Origin of the sequence: Duganella alba, assembly GCF_009674495.1 — a bacterium.
GTDB classification, from domain to species: Bacteria; Pseudomonadota; Gammaproteobacteria; order Burkholderiales; family Burkholderiaceae_D; genus Rugamonas; species Rugamonas alba.
In genome coordinates this window covers 139080-158955 of the sequence record NZ_WKJN01000002.1, presented here as the reverse complement: position 1 = coordinate 158955, position 19876 = coordinate 139080, and the positions used below count along the sequence as shown (strand labels likewise).

Below are 19876 nucleotides of genomic sequence, written 5' to 3'. Positions count from 1 at the left end.
AGGGACGACGCTTACTGCGCCTTGATATTGCCGTTCTGCGCGACCTGCGACAGTTGCGCCGAAGGCTGCCAGCCGGCGCCCAGCGCGCGCGCCACCGAGACGGCGGCCAGCAGACGCTGGGTGTTGATCTGCACCGCGGCGCGGTCCGCGCTCAGCGCGCTGCGCTGGGCATCGGTCACGTCGAGGTAGGTCGACACGCCACGCTCGTAACGCGCACGCGCCACCAGGTAGCCACGTGCCGCCGCCACTTGCGACGCATGCTGCGCTTCGCCCTGCTGCTGGCGTTGCTGCACGTCCGACAGCGCATCTTCCACTTCGCGCAGTGCGGTCAGCAGCTTGGTCTCGTGGTTGGCAATCGCCTCTTCGTAGCGCGACTTGGCGATCGCCAGGTTGGCCTTGTTGCGGCCACCGTCGAATACCGGCAGCGACAGGGCCAGCGGACCCACGCTGAACTGGCGCGAATCGCCCTTGGCCAGATTGCTCAGGCTTTCCGACGCATAGCCGAAGTTACCGGTCAGCGTAAACGAAGGATAGAACGCGCCTTCCGCCACGCCGATCTGCGCATTGGTGGCGCGCAGGGTCGCCACGCTGCCTGCCAGATCGGGACGTTGCGCCAGCAGGCTGGCCGGTAGGCCGACCGGAATCGCCGGCGGCAGCGGCAGCACGGCGGCATCCGCTTTCGGCGCCGTCAGCAGCGACGACGGCGAGGCGCCGACCAGGGTGGCCAGACTGTGTTCCAGCAGGTTGCGCTGGCGCTGCACTTCATGCAGGTCCGCCTGCGCGTTCGCGCGCTCGATGCGGGCACGCGAGACATCCAGCTCGTTCGACAGGCCGGCGTCGAAGCGCGCGGTGACCAGCTCCTCGCTTTCGCGGCGGGTATCCAGCGCGCCGTTCAGGATGGCGATTTCCGCATCCAGGCCGCGCAACTGCCAGTAGGTGGTGGCCAGTTGCGACGACAGCATCAGCAGCACGCCATCGCGGTCCGCCTCGGCGACCAGCGCCTGCGCGTCCGACGCTTCGACCAGGCGGCGCACGCGGCCCAGCAGGTCGATCTCATACGAGAAGCTGGAGCCGACCGAGTAGTTGTTACCCTTGATCGAACGGCCGCCCAGCGCGATGCCCTGCGACGTTTCAGCCGAGGTGCGCGAGTTCGAGATGCCGGCATTGACGCTCAACTGCGGCTGCTGGTTGGCGCGCGATACGCCGGCCTGCTCCAGCGCCTGCACCAGGCGCTGTGCGGCGGCTTTCACGCTTGGATTGTCGCGCAGCGCCGTCTCTTCCAGATGGTTGAGGGTGGCGTCGTCAAACACCGTCCACCATTGCGCAGGCAGGTGCGCCTCGCTGGCGCCGGCTTGCGGCAGGTGGCGGAACGAGGCGTCGGCGACATTCGCCGGCGCTTTGAAGTCACTGCCCACGGTGGCGCAGCCAGTGACGGCCAGGGTTACGGAAACAGCGAGCGTCAGGCGCTTCAGAGCTGAATTCAACATGGTGTTACCTCACTTTAAATTTGATTGAGCGTGGGCGCTTAGTGCGCACCGCCGCCGCCACCGCCGCCAGGGGCTTTGACTTTGTCCGAGAGCCACAGCACGCCGATACAGCCGAACAGCACCATCGCCACCAGGAAGAAGCCGTCGTTGTAGGCCATCACATACGCTTCGCGGCGCACGATGCCGTCCACCGCTTTGAGTGCCATATTGGCGGCCGAAGCGCTGTCGAAGCCGTTGTTGATGAACGACGCCGTCAGTGCCGACAGGCGCTCCTGCGTGGTCAGCGCGTAATTGCTCACCGACTCGCCGATGCGCACCGAGTGGAAGTGCTCGCGGTTGGTCAGCGCGGTCGCCAGCAGCGCGATGCCGATCGAACCACCCAGGTTACGGGTCATGTTGATCAGGCTCGACGCCGATGGAATGTCCTTCGGCTGGATGCCGTTCATCGCGAAGTTCGACAGCGTCAGCATCACGAACGGCTGGCCCAGCGCGCGCACCACCTGCGACAGCAGCAGCTGGTCGTAGCCGGTGGTCGCATCCATATAGGAGTTCATCAGGCAGGAACCGCCGAACAGCAGCAGGCCGAAGGTGCACAGGATGCGGTTGTCGATCTTCGACGACAGCTTGGCCACGAACGGCATGATGAACAGCTGCGGCAAACCGGCCCACATGATCACTTCACCGATCTGCATCGGCGAGTAGCCGGGAATCTGCGCCAGGAACAGCGGCAAAATAAACGCCGAACCGTACAGACCCATGCCCATCGCCATCGACAGCGCGGTGGCGGCAGCGAAGTTGCGCTGGCCGTACAGGCCCAGGTTGACGAACGGCTGCTTGCGCAAGGTGCTGTTAACCACCCAGCCCAGCAGGCCGACCACGGCCAGCGCGGCAAAGGTGTTGATGAACGGCGAGTCGAACCAGTCCTTGGTGTTGCCCTCTTCCAGGAACACGGTCAGGCTGCCCAGGCCCACGGCCATGAAGGCGATGCCCAGCCAGTCGGCATTGAACAGCGCCGACAGATTGTGCTTTTCCTTGTCCAGGCCGACGGCGATACCGCCGATCAGCAGCAGGCCAGGCACCCAGTTGATGTAGAAGATCGACGGCCAGCCATACAGCTCGCTCAGGTAACCGCCCAAGGTCGGGCCCATCGACGGCGCCAGCGTCGCGGTCAGGCCGAAGATGGCCATGCCGGTGGCGCGCTTGGACGGCGGCAGCTTGGCCATCACCAAGGTCATCGCCATCGGGATCAGCGCGCCGCCGGTGAAGCCCTGCAGCATGCGGAAGGCGATCATGCTGGGCAGGTTCCAGGCGAAGCCGCACAGCGTGGAGAAGCCGAGGAACAGCGTGGTGGTGCCGATCATGTAGGCGCGCATGCCGAACACGCGCACGAACAGACCGGTCATCGGAATGACGATGATCTCCGCCACCAGGTAGGCGGTGGCGATCCAGGAGCCTTCTTCCTGCGTGGCCGACAAGGCGCCGAGGATGTCCTTCAGCGACGAGTTGGTGATCTGGATGTCGAGCACCGCCATGAAGGCGCCCAACATGCCGGCGGCGACCGCCAGCCAGGTACGGCCGGAGACCTTCTCGCTCGGCGCCGCCGGGACGAACGGCTTCCCGCCGCCCGGCGTATCGATTGTGGTGCTGGCCATGACGCGGCTCCTTAGCGGGCGGCGTTGTCAGACTTCAGCGACACTTCGGCAATCGCCGACATGCCCGGCACCAGACGGCCGCTCAGGGCCTTCACGTCTTCCGGCTTGAAGGTGACCTTGACCGGCACGCGCTGGACGATCTTGGTGAAGTTGCCGGTGGCGTTATCGGCCGGCAGCAGCGCGAACTGCGCGCCGGAGGCTGGCGAGAAGCTGTCCACCTTGCCGATCAGCTCACGGCCCGGCAGCGCATCGACCGACACTTTGACTTCCTGGCCCGGCTTCAGTTCCGCCAATTGGGTTTCCTTGAAGTTGGCGGTCAGCCAGACGTTTTCCTGCACGATGGCGGTCAGCTGCTGGCCCGGCTGGACACGCTGGCCCACCTCGATGGTGCGCTTGCCGATACGGCCCGTCACCGGCGCCAGGATCTTGTTGTACGCCAGTTGCTGCTGCGCGTCTTTCAGTTGCACTTGCAGCACGGCGACCTGCGCCTGCGCCACATCGCGCGCCGACTTGGCCGACTCGATCTGCGCCTTGGCGGCGGCGGTGCTGTCCTTGCGCGCGGCGACATCGGCCACGGCGCTGGCGCGGGCGGCGACGGCGGCGTCCAGCTCGGACTTCGACACGGCTTTCATCTGGCTGTTATACAGCTGGCCGAAACGCTCGGCATCCTGATTGGCACGCACCAGCTGCGCCTGCGACTGCGCCACTTGCGCGGCGGCGGCGCTGGCCTGCGCCTGCACTTGCACGATCTGGGCGTCGGCCTGCACCACCTGCTGCTTGGCCGACGCGATCTGCGCCTGGATCTGTTCCACGCGCACGCCCTGGTCGAACGGGTCCAGTTCGGCGATGACGTCGCCTTCCTTGACCAGCTGGTTATCCTCGATCAGCAGCTTGGTCACCACGCCGGAAATGCGCGACGACACCGGCGTCACGTGGCCGGCCACGTAGGCATTGTCGGTCTCGACATAGTAATGGCTGCGATACCACATGCGGCCACCCACGCCGATGGCGACCAGGGCGACGATGGCGGCGATCACCAGGACGCGACGGTTCGGCGGCTGCGAAGCGGCGGCCGGAGCGGCTGGCGCAGCAGGAGCGGCGCCAGCGGCCGGTGGAACAGCACTGAGTTTTTGTTCTTGGGTGGACATGGACAGCTCCGAGAAAAATGAAATGAGATGGGAGCATTATGGCTGGTTTCTGCCCAAAGTCAAGAAATGAAACGGTTGCATTTCATTTTTTTTTGGACTAGCATGGCGACATTCGCTATCATTCGACCGCCATGAATACCACCGCCCCGACCGACGCCGCCGCGCTGGACGAGCAAGATTGTCCGGAAGGCCACTATTCCCCTGATTCGCCCTGCTTCGGCAAGGCCGCCGGCCGTCCGCGCGCCGCCGACAAGGCCGCCCGCCGCGAGGCGCTGCTGCACACGGCAGGCCAGCTGTTCCTGGAAAAAGGCTACAGCAAGGTCAGCCTGGAAATGATCGCCCGCGAAGCCCACGTGGCGGTGCGCACCATCTACGTGAAATTCGGCGGCAAGGCCGGACTGCTGAACGCCATCATCGCCAACGGCCGCGAGAACTTCATGTCCGGCATGGAAGCGATGGAAACCGATCCGCGGCCGATGGAAGACATCCTGCACGACTTCGGCCTGCGCTTCCTGCGGCTGTGCTCGATGCCGACCTTCACCAACCTGCACCGCATGGTGGTGGCCGAAGCGACCACCACGCCGGAGCTGGCGGAAACCTTCTTCAAGGCCGGCCCGCAGCTGACCCGCGACGAGCTGGGGCGCTTCTTCGCCCGGCCGGAAATCAAGGCCCAGCTGCGCCCCGGCCTGCGCGCCGAAATGCTGCCGGTGTTCCTGATCAACTGCATCATGGGCGACTACATGAGCCGCCTGCTGTTCCCGCGCGAACACGCGCCGACCAACGAGGAACTGCGCGTCCGCGCGGCCGAGGGCGTCGACCTGTTCCTGCACGGCGTGCGCCGCTAAGTACGCTAGCGCACATCAAAAGACGCCCAACATTTGCCTTTTGTTCTATACTGATTTTTTGGAAATCGGAGTGCATATGAGCAAAATGAATCGTCTGGACTGGAGCAAGCAAATCACGCTCATGAACGAGCGCATCAAACACTTCCAGGCCAACCCCGGCCAGGAACAGCTCGAAGCGGTTGTCGCCGAGCTGAAAGCGTATGCTGAAGCGGCACGCAGCGGCGGCATCGAAATCCCTGCCCGCTTCACCGTCAACTAAGCAACCGCCATGAAGACGCTGCGCTGGGTCCTGCTTGCCGTGTTGCTGGCCGGCGCCGGCGCCACCGGCTACTACTACCACAAGAATCCCGAACACCTGACGCTGGACGCCGCAGCGCGCCAGCAGGCGCCGGGCGCCTTCGTCACGCTGAGCGACGGCGTCACCCACTACGAAATGGCCGGACCGGCCAGCGGCCGCGTGGCGGTGCTGGTGCACGGCTTCTCGGTGCCTTCGTATATCTGGGACCCGAGCTTTGCCGCGCTGCGCGACGCCGGCTACCGCGTCATCCGCTACGACCTGTTCGGCCGCGGCCTGTCCGACCGGCCGGACGCCGCCTACGACGGCGCTTTCTACGACCGCCAGCTCGACGAGCTGCTCAAGACCCTCAACGTCGATGGCAAGATCGACCTGTTCGGCCTGTCGTTCGGCGGCTACGTCACCGCGCATTACGCATCCACGCATCCGGACCGTATCCGCACGCTGAACCTGGTCGATCCGTCCAACAGCGCGCCGCGGATCGGCTGGCAGATGGCCACGCCGCTGCTCGGCCCCTACCTGTTCCAGACCGGCGCCGTGCCGGGCATGGCGGACAACCAGAGCAGCGACTTCCTGCACCCCGAACAATTCCCCGGCTGGGCCGACCGCTACCGCCCGCAGATGCAGTACCACGGCTTCGGCCGCGCGCTGTACCGCTCGCGCATGGCCTTGTCGCGGGAAGATTTCGACGGCATCTACGCCGCCATCGCGCGCGCCGGCACGCCGGTGCATCTGGTGTGGGGCAAACAGGACCCGACGCTGGCGGTGACGCAGTCGGCGCATATCCGCAAGGCCATACCGTCATTGGAATACCGGGAGATCGACCAGTCCGGCCACCTGCCGCAAATGGAGCAGGCGGCCTTGTTCAACCACGACATGCTGACCTATCTGGCGGCCCATCCATGAAAATTCGCACCCTACAGGCCGACGACGTCGACCGCTTGCTGGCCTTTGAAACGGCCAACCGCACATGGTTCGAACAGCATGTGGAAGCGCGCGATCCGGCGTTTTATTCGGCGGCCGGCGTCGCCGCCCACATCGCCGATTATCTCGATAGCTACAAGGCCGGCGCCATGCATCCATGCGTGCTGACCAGCGATGACGATGCAGCCATCGTCGGCCGCGCCAACCTGCGCCGCATCGATCACGCGACCGGCACCGGCGAAGTGGGCTACCGCATCGCCCACGACCAGGCGCGCCAGGGGCTGGGCAGCCAGGCGCTCGCGCACCTGATGGCACTGGCGCGCACCCAGTACAAGCTGCGCATCCTCAACGCCTGGATCTCGCCGCAGAACCTCGGCTCGCGGCGCATCCTGGAAAAGGCCGGCTTTATCCGCGACGTGCTGGCCGCGCCGACGGTGGCGCAGGTGGCGGGCAAGCCGCACACCTCGCACCTGTACCAGTGCCACCTGTAAGATTTACTTCTTGCTGCGCGCCTGTTCGACCAGCGCATCCAGCACCTGCAAGGTGGCCGTATTCAGCATCTGGCGCGGCGTACCGGGATTGCTGGCGTCCACCATCGTTGGATTGGTGAGGAAGCGGCCGTCGACCACCAGCGTCGGCGTGCTGTCGACCTGATAGGCTGTCGCCACGCGGCCGGCGTTCTTCAGGCGCGTGATCACCGCGAACGAGTTGTACATATTGGTGAACTTGTCCTTATCGACGCCGTTCTTCACCGCCCAGTCGATATTGTCCGCGTCGCTCTTCAGGCGGCGGCGCTCGACGTGCCAGGTGGTCAGAATCTTGGCGTGCAGCTGCTCTTCCAGCTTCAGCGCGTCGAGCGTCAGGAACATGTGCGCTTCCGGATCGTTCTCGCCCGTCAGCGGCAAATGGATGCGGCGGAAGCTGATGTTATCGCCCTGCTTCTTCACCCACGCCAGCATGTCCGGCTCCAGCGCGTAGCACGCCGGGCAGTGGTACATGAAGAACTCGATCACCTCGACCTTCTTGCCTTGCGCCTGTACCGGCTGCGGCGCTTTCAGGGTGGTGTATTCGGCGCCGTTGCGCGGCGCGGTCGGCGAGGCAAACGCGGTGGCGGCGCACAGACCGGCAACCACCAGGGCAATCTTCAACAAACGCATGATCATCCTCAAAAGAGCAAAGACAGCAGATTATCACTTCCCGGCGGGACGCGCTTCCAATCCGGCGATATCCTGCATCAGCGCGATCAGCCGCTGTGAGCCGAGGCCCAGCGGACGGTCGTTGAGCCAGACCACATCCACCCACAGCCGCAGTTCGCTGCTCATGTGCGCGAAGACGATGCCCAGCAATTCGCCGCTTTCCATCAGCGGCTGCGCCAGGCGACGCGGCAGATAGGCCCAGCCCAGGCCCGCGCGCACCAGTCCCAGCGTGGCGAGGTGGCTGTCGGTGCGCCACACCTTGCGCGAAATGAGCACGCGCTGGTCGGCATCCTCCGCCACGCGGCTGAAGATGGCGATCTGGCGCAGGTCGACCAGGTCTTCCAATCGGAAGCTGCCGTTGCGTTCCAGCGCCAGCGGATGGCGCGGCGAGATCACCGGCACCAGCACTTCGCTGCCCAGCTCCTGGAAGCTTTCGCGGTCATCGACCTTGGTGCGTTCGTAGATCAGCGCCAGTTGCGCGGCGCCGTCGTGCAGCATGCGCAGCGCGTCGTCCTGCGGCGCCGACAGCACTTCCACTTCCAGCGACGGGAACTCCTCCGCCAGCCGCGCCAGCGGATCGCTCCACGGCGCCGACAGCAGCTCCGGTGCAATCGCCAGCGTGAGCCTGCGCTCCAGCCCCTGATGCAGCGACAGCGCGTGCGCCTGCAGGCGGCGCAACTGGCCCGCCATCTGCCGCGCCTCGGCTTCCAGCGCGCGCGCCGATTCGGTCGGCCGCACCTCGCGCGAACTGCGCTCGAACAGCGCCAGGTCCAACTCCGCTTCCAGCTGCGCGATGGCCATGCTGACGGCGGACGGCACGCGCCCCAGCGCCCGCGCGGCGGCGGAGAAGGAGCCGTGATCGAGCACGGCCAGGAAGACAGCAACGTTATCTGAGGAGAAAGCCATGCCTTAATCTATCAGAAAAATTGAAAGCTGCCGACTTTTTTGATCAGCAAAATACCTTTATCATGCTGACTTGTAAAAGAAAGGACGCACCATGCAAGGCTTGAAACGCAAAGTTGTCTACGCTTCCCTGTTCGAACTGATCGCGGTCTGCCTGACCAGCACCCTGCTGATGTTCGGCGCCGGCCATGACGCCAGCCATGCCGGCGTGGCGGCCGTCGCCTCATCGACCATCGCTTTTATCTGGAACTTCGTCTTCAATTCGCTGTTCGAGTCGTGGGAAGCGCGCCAGGCCACGCGTGGCCGCAACTGGAAACGCCGCGTCGCGCACGCCGTCGGCTTCGAAGGCGGACTGGTGGTGATGCTGGTGCCGCTGTTCGCGTGGTGGCTCAACATCTCGCTGTGGGACGCGCTGGTACTGGATATCGGCCTGTTGTTGTTCTTTATGGTGTATACGTATATCTTCAGCCTGACGTTCGACCGAATCTTCGGCCTGCCCGCATCGGCGCAAGGCTAAGACCCCACCTACTGGAGACCACATGAAGTTGCATCCGCTTGCTGTCGCAGTCCTGGCCTTGACCTTCAGCGCGGCGCACGCCGATGCACTCTCTCCCACCGAACAGAAAATCGTCGCCGAAGTGAAGGCGCATTCCGCGCAAGGATTGGAGCTGCTGGAACGCTCGGTCAACATCAACAGCGGCACCATGAACCACGACGGCGTGCGCGCGGTGGGCAAACTGTTTGGCGAGCAGTTCGACCAGTTGGGCTTCAAGACCCGCTGGTCCGACATGCCGGCCGAGATGCAGCGCGCCGGCCACCTGATCGCCACGCGCGAAGGCAAGCAGGGCAAGCGCCTGCTGCTGATCGGCCATCTGGATACCGTGTTTGAAAAGGACAGCCAGGTGCAGCTATGGCAGCGCAACGGCGACCGCGTGCGCGGCCAGGGCGTCAACGACATGAAGGGCGGTGACGTCATCATCGTCGAAGCGCTGCGCGCCTTGCAGCGCGTGGGTGCGCTGGACAACACCACCATCACCATCGTCTTCAGCGGCGACGAGGAAAACGCCGGCGAACCGATTGCCGTGTCGCGCGCCGACATGGTCAACGCCGCCAAGCGCAGCGACATCGCGCTCGCCTTCGAAGCCACGGTGCGTGACAAGAGCGGGCGCGATACCGGCACGGTGGGCCGCCGCTCGTCATCGTCATGGGAATTGAAAGTCAGCGGCAAGCAGGGCCACTCCAGCGGCATCTTCAGCGAGAGCGCCGGCTACGGCGCCATCTACGAAGCGGCGCGCATTGTGGACGCCTTCCGCCAGCAGGTGATCGAACCGGACCTGACCTTCAGCCCGGGCCTGATCGTCGGCGGCACCGACGCCAGCACCAATGCGCTCGGCACCACCGGACAGGCGGCCGGCAAGACCAATGTCATCTCGCGCACCGCCACCGTGGAGGGCGACCTGCGCTACCTCACCTACGAGCAGCGCGACCGCGCACACGCGAAGATGAAGGCCATCGTCGCCCAGAATCTGCCGGGCACCAGCGCCAGCATCACTTTCCATGATTCCTACCCGCCGATGTCGCCGACCGCCGGCAACCTGGCGGTACTGAAGATCTACTCGCAAGCCAGCAAGGACGCCGGCCAGGGCGAGATTCCCGCCCTGCCGCCGGGACAGCGCGGCGCCGGCGACATCCAGTTCGTCGCCCCGCTGCTCGATTCGCTGGACGGCCTGGGCGCCACCGGCAACGGCGCCCACTCGCCGGACGAAGACCTGGAAATCGCCTCCATCGAACGCGCCACCATCCGCACCGCGATCCTGCTGTATCGCCTGACGCGCTGAATACTTATCTCGAGGCGAGCATTCCGCAAAACCGTATTTCATCGCGATATCGGCCAAGCCTGGCGCAAGGACTGCTCCGGCCTCTCTTTGCTGCACGTACAGCCGATAATACTGCTCCCAACTCCATGCGCGGTATCCCTCGGGCGTGCTCAAATCATCGAGTGTTCCTGAATAGGTCGATGATCTGAAAATCGCCCAGGGCTTGCCACCAGATACCTCCTGCAGTTCTGCCGCGGTCAACTCGCACAGCAGGCTGGCTTGATCTTCTCCATGAGTCATTTGATCCTCCGAAATAGTTGTCATCGAAGGCCATGGTAGGCGGCAGCCATGATAGAGCAATGATTTTCATCAACAAAATGCCGTACATCAATTTTCTTTTGCGGCGTCACAAATAACAGCTGTTGGAACGCGGCATGATGCATTTTCATGCCTATCTACCGGAGCTGTTATGAAGAGGACATCGCTATTTCGCGAAGAAGCTTTGTCAGCATCCCGCGCGACATGGCTAGGCCAGATCACCATGATCCGGCCCCTGACATTCAATCTGCTTACCGCCATCGCGGTGGTGTTTGCTTTGCTGGTCCTCGTCCTGCTGATCTTCGGCAGCTACACCAGACGCAGCAATGTCAGCGGCCAGCTGATGTCAGACCTCGGAGTAGTCAAGGTCTATCCGCCACAGGCTGGCGTCATCCTAAGGAAAATGGTGCGGGAGGATCAATACGTGCATAAGGGTGATGTGCTGTACGTGGTGTCCAGCGAACGTCAGGCTGCGAACCATAGCGAGGTTCAACAGGCCATCAGCCAGCAGGTTGCGCTGCGCACCCAGTCATTGCGCGACGAGTTGGCGCATACGAAAAAGATGCAGCAAGACGAACAATCTGCGCTGCGCCAAAAAATCGGTGTCATGGAGGCCGAACAGAACAATGTTGTTCACCAGCTTGTCTCTCAACGCAAACGTGTCGAGCTGTCAGAGGCTTCGCTCCAGCGCACTGCGCAATTGTTTGAGCAGGGATTCTTTTCAAAGGAATCGATGCAACAAAAGCAGGCCGACGTGCTGGACCAGCGCCTGCGTCAGCAAACCCTGGAACGGGACGAGATCAGCATCCGGCGCGAGTTGCTGGTTGCGCACACTGATCTGGGCAGCCTGCCGCTACGCCATCACAACCAGCTCGCACAAGTCGAACGTCAACTGGCCAACACAGAACAGGAATGGACAGAGAGCGAGGCAAAGCGATACATCGCTGTCACCGCACCGGAAAGCGGGATTGCCACCGCCATCACTGCCGAGCCAGGGCAAACCGTCGATGTAGGCAAACCCGTGGTCAGTATCATTCCCGAGGGAGCACAGCTGCAAGCCCACCTGTACGCCCCCAGCCGCGCCATAGGTTTCATTCGCAAAAATGATCGGGTGCTACTGCGTTATCAGGCTTTTCCTTTTCAAAAATTCGGCCACGCTTACGGCACTGTGCTCTCGGTCTCCCAAAGCGCGCTAAGCGCGAGCGAGCTCACCGGCATGACAATTCCCAGTAATACCAGCGAACCGCTGTACCGCATCACCGTCATGCTGGCGCGCCAGACAATGACAGCCTATGGCAAGCCGCAAGCGCTGCAACCCGGCATGCAGGTTGAAGCCGACGTACTACTGGAAAAGCGCAAGCTTTACGAGTGGGTCCTTGAACCACTGTACAGCGTTACCGGCAAGCTTTAAGGAGAAAGCCATGTCCTTTTTAAACGCACTGCACTGGGGCCTGGGCCGCACGCTACCGATAGTTCTGCAAACCGAGGCGACAGAATGCGGCTTGGCGTGTCTTGCCATGGTGGCCGGATTTCACCGTCATCGGATCGACATGATGACTTTACGCCGACTATTCCCCATTTCCCTCAAAGGCGCAACATTGAGGGACGTGATGCAGATTGCTCAAAAGCTCGATATGGGAACGCGCCCGCTCAAGCTCGACCTGGAGGATTTGAATCAGCTTAAACTTCCATGTGTGCTGCACTGGAACTTCAACCACTTTGTGGTGCTCAAGGAGGTCCGAGCCAACGAGGTGCTGATTCATGATCCAGCGGTCGGTGCACGTACTCTATCTTGGGATGCGGTGTCGTCGGCATTCACTGGCGTTGCGTTGGAGGTTTGGCCGGCCACCGATTTCAAGCCGGCTCAAGAGGCGCAGCCCGTCAAGTTGCGCCAACTGATGGGGAGTGTTGGTGGTCTTTCCACATCACTTGCCCAGATCCTGTTACTGGCGCTGGTCCTGGAACTGTTTGCACTCGTGTCGCCATTCTTTCTCCAATGGGTCATCGATAACGTACTGGTGACGGCCGACCGCGATCTGTTGACGACACTGGCGCTGGGCTTCGGCCTGCTGATGTTGATGCAGCAAGCAGTCAGCGCCATCCGCAGTTGGGGCATTCTGTACCTGGGCACCACGTTAAATTTGCAGTGGCGTGCCAATGTCTTTACTCACCTTACCCGACTGCCGGTGCAGTACTTTGAAAAGCGCCACTTGGGCGATATCGTCTCCCGCTTCGGCGCCATCGATCAAATACAACACACTCTCACCACGGCGTTCCTCGAAGCGGTGCTTGATGGGCTCATGACCGTCATCACCCTTGGCATGATATTCATCTACAGCCAGCTATTGGGAGCGGTCGCCTTGGCGGCGACCGCGCTTTACACCATCATGCGTTGGGCATGGTACAGCCCACTTCGCAATGCAACCGACGAACAAATCGTCCATGCGGCAAAGCAGCAGACACACTTTCTTGAAACCATACGCGGCATCAAAACCATACAATTGTTTCAGCGTCAGGACTACCGTCGCGGAAGCTGGCTCACGCTGCTGGTCGAACAGATCAACGCAGATCTGCGGGTACAAAAATTACAGTTGGCCTACAAGGTGCTCAACGGCCTGCTGTTCGGTGCGGAGAATATCCTGATCATCTGGCTGGGCACGCGTCTGGTCCTCGACGGCAATTTCAGCGCAGGCGCGTTAATGGCGATCATGTCTTACAAAGGCCAATTCGACACGCGCGCCAGTTCATTGATCGACAAATTCTATGACGTAAAAATGCTGCAATTGCAGGGTGTACGCTTGGCAGACATCGTACTCTCGGAGCCTGAAGCCGTGCACAGTGAGTCCTTGAGCGAAACCATCACGGCTCCACCGCTGATTTGCGTTAGCCACCTCAGCTTTCGTTACTCCGAGCTCGAACCGATGGTGCTCGACGACATCAACTTCAGCATTGGAGCAGGAGAATCCGTTGCGATCGTCGGCCCCTCCGGCTGCGGCAAGACAACATTGATGAACGTTTTACTCGGCATCCTCCCGCCCACTACCGGTCAGATATTAGTCAACGGAATCGACCTCCAGCGTGTCGGAGTTGGCTTTTTACGCGCGTCGGTAGGAACGGTGTTGCAGGACGACGTATTGTTCGCCGGTTGCATTGCCGAAAACATTCACTTCTTCGATCCTCATGCTGACCATGCCTGGGTTGAGAAATGCGCAGAGATGGCAGCGATTGCAGAAGAAATCCGTGCGATGCCAATGGGATATCAAACTCTGGTCGGAGACATGGGAACGGTGCTATCAGGCGGACAAAAACAACGCATTCTTCTCGCGCGTGCTTTGTACAAACGTCCTAAAGTTCTCGTCCTCGACGAAGCGACCAGTCATTTAGACATCGCAACAGAAAAATCCATCAACCACCTGATTAAGTCACTGGCCGTTACTCGCATAATCATTGCGCATCGCCCAGATACCATAGCGAGCGCTGACCGAGTAATTTTTTTACAGCAAGAGCAGTTAGATAAAAATGAAAAACAAATGAAGGAAATTTCTCAAAATCAAGTAAATTGACAAAAATCAATTGAAAATACATTAAATTTGATATCTTAAAATTAATACATTAAATTAACAAAACAGAAACAGATTTATTTAAAACTGTACCGGTTTCCCACATAACTTCAAAGGAGAGAAAGAATGGAAACGTTAACCTTGCATGAAATTGAAAATATCAGCGGCGCTCTCTCGCCATCACAAGCTATAAAAATTACCCTTGGGATGATGGCTCTCGCTGCTACCAGTCCAGTCGTTATCGGCGTTGGCGGCGCCGCCATTGTTAGTTATGCCTTTATGCAATGGATGGAATAATTACCCTGAGAGACGCCCCCCTCGTCTCTCTCTTCCAATGAGTGGTGGAGGCATCATGAGGAACTGGCGCGATATCGATACATTACCCCAGAATACAGATGATGGGTGGAGCGCTCGCGATGGCTGGGTTGAAAAGGCGATCATTGGAAAAAACGCGGTGGAAAAACTGATTAAATATTGGCATCCATTTAGCGATTGGACTGTAGCCTCCCCTGGAAACGCCACATATCTACCTATGCTTGATATTGAAATTCTAAAAACCGAAGTTTTCAAGTCATTTACACGTCGAAACTATTTTTCGCTGCTTTTACTGGCGTTGGCTTCAATGTTATTTGGAATAACAAATATCATTCGTCCAACAGGCAACTCCGCTCAAATTTTTTATGCCACAATCATTACGTTACAGGTCGCACTTGTCGATTATCTCTTAGTTAATCGCGATATCAAAAAAGTCAGGGATCGTGCACTATTCGCGGCTCAAATCAGAAAGAATGAACGTCGCACTATCACGACGTGTACATTATTAATGCTTGTCATAGGTCTGATACAGCTTTTTTTTGCTGATGCCGATGCGGCCATGATGGCCTATGGTTCGGTCTTCAGCAAGCTTGCCGAAGGCGAAGTTTGGCGAGTTCTCACCGGACCGTTTATTCATCAAGATCTAGCGCATTGGTCGACTAATTTTTTCGTTTTATGCGTAGCTGTAGTTATCGGCTGTGCAATCTCGCCGGTTCACACGATCGTGGTATTTTTTATTGCTTGCTTTACAAGCATGGGGGCATCGTGGGCGATGAGTCCATATACACACTACGACGCGGTGCTCGGAATATCAGGCGGAATTTTTGGAATCGCCGGTTATATCAACAGTTCAGCCTTAAAATATCCAGAATTATTCCCAAGTCATTTTTTCTGGACATGCTCACATTTAAATCTAGTCGATCTATATCTTCCGTATGTTCTAAACCCGGATAGCAGCCTTACTGCGCACCTTAGTGGATTAGCTACGGGTTTTGCTTGGGGCTTATTGTTTAGAATACGTCTCACAGCATAGCTGTCGCCTGCCGCAGCTTCAATCCGCGGCAACCTCGATTGCGCGGCGGGACCAACCAAGGAGTTGCTCGGGATCGTCGAGCAGGAATTCCGGTGCGGTGTAGAACTTGCGGACGGTGACCTCGCCCTTTTTGGTCGTGTACTTGAAGGGCTGCGCACCTTCTGCCTCGAAGTCGGCGCGCGTAGCGTCATCAACACGCAGGTACAGTGTGCTGCCGATAATCCAGGCGAACTGCTGGCCGCGATATTTGATGGCGCGACCGCCGAAAAAAGGACTCGTCGTTAACGCGCCCAGTGGGGCCAGCTGTTCCTGTATATAACTGACAAATTCCGCATTGGCGGCCATACCCGACTCCCTGATTTGTTGGGAATGAATATTTGCCGCGACGCCGAGGCGTCCCAGGAAATGGAAATGGCAGTATATTCACGCTGTTATCCGCACAAGCGGAGATAGATCAATGCCGCATCACGGAAACCATCTCCGCCCACAGGAATCCCAGCGGCACGAGGAAGGCGTAGCCGATCAATCCCACTGCGGCGGCGCCATTGCTGCCCAGCGGCTGGCCATCCGGCCTATGGGCACGCGAGGCGAGATACCAGGCGCACACGCCCACCTGAATCACCACCGTGGCGGCCAGGCCGATCAAATCGGGAATCACATCGCCTGACAAACGATTAAAGAGCACACCCAGGCCGAATACCACCATCAGCATCAAACTGAGGATGACGGCGTCGCGCCAGCGCAGCCGCACGCGCCGGTACAGCAACGCCGCCAGCTTGAAGGTGCTGGCGTACAGGCCTATGATGATCAGCAAGAACACAAAAGAGAACGCAGTCATGGTCAAACCTCACGCATAAAAAAACCGGGAACGTGTCCCGGTTTTGTTTCAGCTTCCTGCTTAGCGCTTGCGCGGCGGCGGCAGGTCGGTGCAGACGCCTTCGTAGACTTCGGCGGCCATGCCGATCGATTCGCCCAGCGTTGGGTGCGGGTGGATCGTCTTGCCGATGTCGGTGCCGTCGGCGCCCATCTCGATCGCCAGGGCGATCTCGCCGATCATGTCGCCGGCGTGCGTGCCGACCATGGTGCCGCCGATGATGCGGTGCGTTTCAGCGTCGAACAGCAGCTTGGTGAAGCCTTCGGCGCGGCCATTGGCCACGGCGCGGCCGCTCGCTGCCCAAGGGAAGTGACCCTTCTCGATCTTGATGCCCTTGGCTTTCGCCTCGTCTTCGGTGATGCCGACCCATGCCACTTCCGGATCGGTATAGGCCACCGATGGAATCACCTTCACGTCGAAGTGCGACTTCTGGCCCGCTGCCGCCTCGGCAGCCACATGGCCTTCGTGCACCGCCTTGTGCGCCAGCATAGGCTGGCCCACCAGGTCGCCGATGGCGAAGATGTTCGGCACGTTGGTGCGCATCTGGCTGTCGACCGGGATGAAGCCGCGATCGGTCACCACAACGCCAGCCTTGTCGGCGGAGATCTTCTTGCCGTTCGGGCTGCGGCCCACTGCGACCAGCACCAGGTCGTAGATCTGCGGCGCAGGCGCGGTGGCGCCGGCTTCCGCCGCTTCGAACGTGACCTTGATACCTTCCGGCAGCGCTTCAACCGCCACGGTTTTGGTCTTGGTCATGATGTTGTCGAAGCGGGCTTCGTTGTACTTCTGCCAGACCTTGACCGCATCGCGGTCGGCGCCCTGCATCAGGCCGTCCATCATTTCGACCACGTCGATGCGCGCACCGAAGGTCGAGTAGACGGTCGCCATTTCCAGGCCGATGATGCCGCCGCCGATGACCAGCATGCGTTTCGGGATCTGACGCAGTTCCAGCGCGCCGGTCGAGTCGACGATGCGTGGATCTTCCGGCACGAACGGCAGCTTCACCACCGACGAACCGGCGGCGATGATGGCCTGCTTGAACTGCACCACTTTCTTGGTGCCGTCGTTGGCGGTGACTTCGATGTGGTTCGCGCTCAGGAACTGGCCGACGCCGGTGACAACCTGCGTCTTGCGTGCCTTGGCCATGCCGGCCAGGCCGTTGGTCATGTTCTTGATGACGCTTTCCTTGTGCGCACGCACCTGGTCGATGTCGATGGTCGGCTTGGCGAAGGTCACGCCGGTCTTGGCCATGTGCGAGGTTTCGTCGATCACGGCGGCCACGTGCAGCAGTGCTTTCGATGGGATGCAACCCACGTTCAGGCACACGCCACCCAGCACGTCGTAACGCTCGACCAGCACGGTGTTCAGGCCCAGGTCCGACGCGCGGAACGCAGCCGAATAGCCGCCAGGGCCGGAGCCCAGCACCATCATGTCGCAGTCGATGTCGACCTGACCGGTGTAGCTGCTACCGGCTGGCGCGGCGATCGGTGCGGCAGCGGCAACAGCGGCAGCAGCCGGCGCCGGCGCAGGTGCGGCGGCTGCAGGCGCTGGCGCAGCGGCGGCTGGCGCAGGAGCGGCAGCGCCTTCGCTGGCCTCAACCACCAGCAGCGCAACGCCTTCCTTGACCTTGTCGCCAACCTTGACGCGCACTTCCTTCACCACGCCGGCGTGCGACGATGGGATTTCCATGCTGGCCTTGTCCGATTCCACGGTAATCAGCGACTGATCGACCTTGATCGTGTCGCCCACCTTGACCATCACTTCGATTACTTCTACTTCCGCGAAGTCGCCGATATTCGGCACTTTTACTTCTGTGCTCATCATGGCTCCTTACAGCAGAATTTTACGCATGTCGCCGAGCACTTCGCTCAGGTACACGGAGAAGCGCGCGCCCATCGCGCCATCGACCACGCGGTGGTCGTAGGACAGCGAGGTGCCCATCAGCAGGCGTGGCTGGAATGCCTTGCCGTCCCACACCGGCTTGAGCGATGCCTTGGACAAGCCCAGGATCGCCACTTCCGGCGCGTTGACGATAGGCGTAAAGTGCGTACCGCCGATGCCGCCCAGCGACGAGATGGTGAAGGTCGCGCCTTGCATGTCGGTCGGTTTCAGCTTGCCTTCGCGCGCTTGCAGCGACAGTTCGGTCATTTCCTTGGCGATCTGCGTGACCGATTTCTGGTCGGCGTTTTTGATCACCGGGACAACCAGGCCGTTCGGCGTATCGGCGGCGAAGCCGATGTTGTAGTACTTCTTCAGAATCAGGTTCTCGCCTTTTTCGTCCAGCGACGAATTGAAGGTCGGGAATTTCTTCAGCGCGGCGACCGATGCCTTGATCACGAAGGCCAGCATGGTCAGCTTGGTGGCGTCCTTGTTCTTGGCGGTAGCGGCGTTGGATTCAACGCGGAAGGCTTCCAGGTCGGTGATGTCCGCGTCGTCGAATTGCGTGACATGCGGGATCTGGACCCAGTTGCGGTGCAGGTTGGGACCGGAGATCTTCTTGATGCGCGACAGCGGCAGCAGTTCGGTTTCGCCGAATTTGCTGAAGTCCAGCGACGGCCATGGCAGCACGCTGAAGTTGCCGCCGCCACCGACGGCACCACCAGCGGCGCCCGAAGGTGCAGCCACGGTGCCGGCGATCACGCCCTTGACGTAATTCTGCACGTCGATCTGGGTGATGCGGCCTTTAGGACCGGAACCTGGCACCTTGCCCAGGTCCACGCCCAGTTCGCGGGCGAACTTGCGGATCGATGGCGATGCGTGCGCCAGTTTGCCGGTGGTGACCGAGCCTTGCGATGCGGTCGGCGCGGCGGCAGCGGCAGCCGGTGCAGGTGCTGGCGACAGCGCGGCGGCCGGCGCTGGCGCAGCGGCGGCTGCAGGCGCTGCGGCGGCAGGTGCGGCAGCTGGACCACCAACCGCGTCCACCACGAACACGATCGTGCCCATGGCAACCTTGTCGCCGACCTTGACCTTCACTTCTTTCACCACGCCGGCGTGCGACGATGGGATTTCCATGCTGGCCTTGTCCGATTCAACGGTCAGCAGCGACTGATCGACCTTGATGGTGTCGCCAACCTTGACCATGACTTCGATGACTTCCACTTCCTTGAAGTCGCCGATGTCCGGTACTTTGACGTCGACCGGGCCGGCCGATGCTGCCGGCGCAGGCGCCGGGGCCGCAGCGGCGGCAGGTGCAGGTGCTGGCGCGGCGGCGGCAGGAGCCGGCGCAGGAGCAGCAGCCGGTGCGGCGGCGGCGCCGTCAGCTTCCAGCAGCAGCACCAGCGAACCCATGGCAACCTTCTCGCCAACCTTCACTTTGATCTCTTTCACCACGCCGGCGGCGGACGAAGGAATCTCCATGCTGGCCTTATCCGATTCAACGGTGATCAGCGACTGATCGACCTTGATGGTGTCGCCAGCTTTAACCATCACCTCGATGATCTCAACTTCCTTGAAATCGCCGATATCCGGGACTTTAACTTCCACAATGCTCATAGCGTTTGCTCCGTTCT

At 60.9% G+C, this 19876-nt stretch carries 19 protein-coding genes; 10 read left to right on the top strand and 9 right to left on the bottom strand.

The genetic code is table 11. The features are described 5' to 3' along the window. Window positions 1-11 precede the first annotated feature (11 nt). From GJ695_RS02530 to GJ695_RS02520, 3 genes are read right to left on the bottom strand one after another with little or no spacing between them, the layout of a single operon-like run. Window positions 12-1487, bottom strand: coding sequence for an efflux transporter outer membrane subunit (locus GJ695_RS02530; protein WP_154362052.1), 1476 nt, complete (start codon window positions 1485-1487; stop codon window positions 12-14). A gap of 38 nt (window positions 1488-1525) precedes the next feature. Beyond that, entirely contained in the window at window positions 1526-3139 is a 1614-nt protein-coding gene (locus GJ695_RS02525; protein WP_154362051.1) for a DHA2 family efflux MFS transporter permease subunit, read from the bottom strand. An 11-nt stretch (window positions 3140-3150) separates the two neighbouring features. Beyond that, the gene (locus tag GJ695_RS02520; protein WP_154362050.1) at window positions 3151-4287 is read right to left on the bottom strand and encodes an HlyD family secretion protein; all 1137 of its coding nucleotides are present in this window, start codon (window positions 4285-4287) and stop codon (window positions 3151-3153) included. Between the two features lie 131 nt (window positions 4288-4418). On the opposite strand from GJ695_RS02520, the gene GJ695_RS02515 reads away from it, so the two are divergent. From GJ695_RS02515 to GJ695_RS02500, 4 genes are all read left to right on the top strand, one after another. Beyond that, window positions 4419-5132: a TetR/AcrR family transcriptional regulator gene (locus tag GJ695_RS02515; RefSeq protein ID WP_154362049.1), complete on the top strand. Its 714-nt coding sequence runs from the start codon at window positions 4419-4421 to the stop codon at window positions 5130-5132. A gap of 76 nt (window positions 5133-5208) precedes the next feature. Further along, window positions 5209-5391: a hypothetical protein gene (locus GJ695_RS02510; protein ID WP_154356210.1), complete on the top strand. Its 183-nt coding sequence runs from the start codon at window positions 5209-5211 to the stop codon at window positions 5389-5391. 9 nt (window positions 5392-5400) lie between these two features. Then, a complete protein-coding gene (locus GJ695_RS02505; RefSeq protein WP_154362048.1) occupies window positions 5401-6333 on the top strand; it encodes an alpha/beta fold hydrolase in 933 nt (310 codons plus the stop codon). After that, on the top strand, window positions 6330-6842 hold the full coding sequence (locus tag GJ695_RS02500) for a GNAT family N-acetyltransferase (RefSeq protein WP_154362047.1): 513 nt from the start codon (window positions 6330-6332) through the stop codon (window positions 6840-6842). Before GJ695_RS02505 ends, GJ695_RS02500 begins: the two co-directional genes overlap by 4 nt. A 3-nt stretch (window positions 6843-6845) precedes the next feature. Here GJ695_RS02500 and GJ695_RS02495 read toward each other — a convergent pair whose 3' ends face one another. Next, window positions 6846-7508: a thiol:disulfide interchange protein DsbA/DsbL gene (locus GJ695_RS02495; protein WP_154362046.1), complete on the bottom strand. Its 663-nt coding sequence runs from the start codon at window positions 7506-7508 to the stop codon at window positions 6846-6848. 33 nt (window positions 7509-7541) lie between these two features. Continuing rightward, window positions 7542-8453: a LysR family transcriptional regulator gene (locus GJ695_RS02490; protein ID WP_154362045.1), complete on the bottom strand. Its 912-nt coding sequence runs from the start codon at window positions 8451-8453 to the stop codon at window positions 7542-7544. A 91-nt stretch (window positions 8454-8544) separates the two neighbouring features. Here GJ695_RS02490 and GJ695_RS02485 point away from each other — a divergent pair, with 91 nt between their 5' ends. The 6 genes from GJ695_RS02485 (at window position 8545) to GJ695_RS02460 (ending at window position 15493) form a co-directional block, all read left to right on the top strand. Next, window positions 8545-8967: a PACE efflux transporter gene (locus GJ695_RS02485; protein WP_154362044.1), complete on the top strand. Its 423-nt coding sequence runs from the start codon at window positions 8545-8547 to the stop codon at window positions 8965-8967. Window positions 8968-8989: 22 nt separating this feature from the next. Beyond that, complete coding sequence (locus GJ695_RS02480; RefSeq protein ID WP_154362043.1) at window positions 8990-10288, top strand: M20/M25/M40 family metallo-hydrolase; 1299 nt, start codon at window positions 8990-8992, stop codon at window positions 10286-10288. Between the two features lie 448 nt (window positions 10289-10736). After that, the gene (locus tag GJ695_RS02475; protein WP_154362042.1) at window positions 10737-11996 is read left to right on the top strand and encodes an HlyD family secretion protein; all 1260 of its coding nucleotides are present in this window, start codon (window positions 10737-10739) and stop codon (window positions 11994-11996) included. A gap of 10 nt (window positions 11997-12006) precedes the next feature. Next, window positions 12007-14148: a peptidase domain-containing ABC transporter gene (locus tag GJ695_RS02470; protein ID WP_154362041.1), complete on the top strand. Its 2142-nt coding sequence runs from the start codon at window positions 12007-12009 to the stop codon at window positions 14146-14148. Window positions 14149-14271: 123 nt separating this feature from the next. Continuing rightward, on the top strand, window positions 14272-14442 hold the full coding sequence (locus GJ695_RS02465; RefSeq protein WP_154362040.1) for a hypothetical protein: 171 nt from the start codon (window positions 14272-14274) through the stop codon (window positions 14440-14442). Between the two features lie 55 nt (window positions 14443-14497). Then, window positions 14498-15493 carry a rhomboid family intramembrane serine protease gene (locus GJ695_RS02460; protein WP_166455042.1) on the top strand — a complete coding sequence of 332 codons (996 nt, stop codon included), beginning with the start codon at window positions 14498-14500 and terminating at the stop codon, window positions 15491-15493. A gap of 18 nt (window positions 15494-15511) precedes the next feature. Here the strand turns inward: GJ695_RS02460 and GJ695_RS02455 are convergent, their stop codons facing one another. The 4 genes from GJ695_RS02455 to aceF form a co-directional block, all read right to left on the bottom strand. Then, window positions 15512-15838: a TfoX/Sxy family protein gene (locus GJ695_RS02455; protein WP_154362038.1), complete on the bottom strand. Its 327-nt coding sequence runs from the start codon at window positions 15836-15838 to the stop codon at window positions 15512-15514. A gap of 109 nt (window positions 15839-15947) precedes the next feature. Then, window positions 15948-16331, bottom strand: a complete 384-nt coding sequence (locus tag GJ695_RS02450) for a hypothetical protein (RefSeq protein ID WP_154362037.1) — start codon at window positions 16329-16331, stop codon at window positions 15948-15950. A gap of 60 nt (window positions 16332-16391) precedes the next feature. Beyond that, window positions 16392-18191 carry a dihydrolipoyl dehydrogenase gene (gene lpdA, locus GJ695_RS02445; protein ID WP_154362036.1) on the bottom strand — a complete coding sequence of 600 codons (1800 nt, stop codon included), beginning with the start codon at window positions 18189-18191 and terminating at the stop codon, window positions 16392-16394. A gap of 6 nt (window positions 18192-18197) precedes the next feature. After that, entirely contained in the window at window positions 18198-19859 is a 1662-nt protein-coding gene (gene aceF / locus GJ695_RS02440) for a dihydrolipoyllysine-residue acetyltransferase (protein ID WP_154362035.1), read from the bottom strand. Window positions 19860-19876: the final 17 nt, after the last annotated feature.

Excerpts from the sequence above, each read along its gene's own strand:
- GJ695_RS02480 (WP_154362043.1), top strand. The coding sequence starts at position 8,990 with ATGAAGTTGCATCCGCTTGCTGTCGCAGTCCTGGCCTTGACCTTCAGC.
- lpdA (WP_154362036.1), bottom strand. The coding sequence starts at position 18,191 with ATGATGAGCACAGAAGTAAAAGTGCCGAATATCGGCGACTTCGCGGAA.
- GJ695_RS02475 (WP_154362042.1), top strand. The coding sequence starts at position 10,737 with ATGAAGAGGACATCGCTATTTCGCGAAGAAGCTTTGTCAGCATCCCGC.
- GJ695_RS02495 (WP_154362046.1), bottom strand. The coding sequence starts at position 7,508 with ATGCGTTTGTTGAAGATTGCCCTGGTGGTTGCCGGTCTGTGCGCCGCC.
- GJ695_RS02470 (WP_154362041.1), top strand. The coding sequence starts at position 12,007 with ATGTCCTTTTTAAACGCACTGCACTGGGGCCTGGGCCGCACGCTACCG.
- GJ695_RS02505 (WP_154362048.1), top strand. The coding sequence starts at position 5,401 with ATGAAGACGCTGCGCTGGGTCCTGCTTGCCGTGTTGCTGGCCGGCGCC.
- GJ695_RS02485 (WP_154362044.1), top strand. The coding sequence starts at position 8,545 with ATGCAAGGCTTGAAACGCAAAGTTGTCTACGCTTCCCTGTTCGAACTG.
- GJ695_RS02520 (WP_154362050.1), bottom strand. The coding sequence starts at position 4,287 with ATGTCCACCCAAGAACAAAAACTCAGTGCTGTTCCACCGGCCGCTGGC.
- GJ695_RS02530 (WP_154362052.1), bottom strand. The coding sequence starts at position 1,487 with ATGTTGAATTCAGCTCTGAAGCGCCTGACGCTCGCTGTTTCCGTAACC.
- GJ695_RS02525 (WP_154362051.1), bottom strand. The coding sequence starts at position 3,139 with ATGGCCAGCACCACAATCGATACGCCGGGCGGCGGGAAGCCGTTCGTC.
- GJ695_RS02500 (WP_154362047.1), top strand. The coding sequence starts at position 6,330 with ATGAAAATTCGCACCCTACAGGCCGACGACGTCGACCGCTTGCTGGCC.
- GJ695_RS02515 (WP_154362049.1), top strand. The coding sequence starts at position 4,419 with ATGAATACCACCGCCCCGACCGACGCCGCCGCGCTGGACGAGCAAGAT.
- GJ695_RS02460 (WP_166455042.1), top strand. The coding sequence starts at position 14,498 with ATGAGGAACTGGCGCGATATCGATACATTACCCCAGAATACAGATGAT.
- GJ695_RS02450 (WP_154362037.1), bottom strand. The coding sequence starts at position 16,331 with ATGACTGCGTTCTCTTTTGTGTTCTTGCTGATCATCATAGGCCTGTAC.
- GJ695_RS02455 (WP_154362038.1), bottom strand. The coding sequence starts at position 15,838 with ATGGCCGCCAATGCGGAATTTGTCAGTTATATACAGGAACAGCTGGCC.
- GJ695_RS02490 (WP_154362045.1), bottom strand. The coding sequence starts at position 8,453 with ATGGCTTTCTCCTCAGATAACGTTGCTGTCTTCCTGGCCGTGCTCGAT.
- GJ695_RS02465 (WP_154362040.1), top strand. The coding sequence starts at position 14,272 with ATGGAAACGTTAACCTTGCATGAAATTGAAAATATCAGCGGCGCTCTC.
- aceF (WP_154362035.1), bottom strand. The coding sequence starts at position 19,859 with ATGAGCATTGTGGAAGTTAAAGTCCCGGATATCGGCGATTTCAAGGAA.
- GJ695_RS02510 (WP_154356210.1), top strand. The coding sequence starts at position 5,209 with ATGAGCAAAATGAATCGTCTGGACTGGAGCAAGCAAATCACGCTCATG.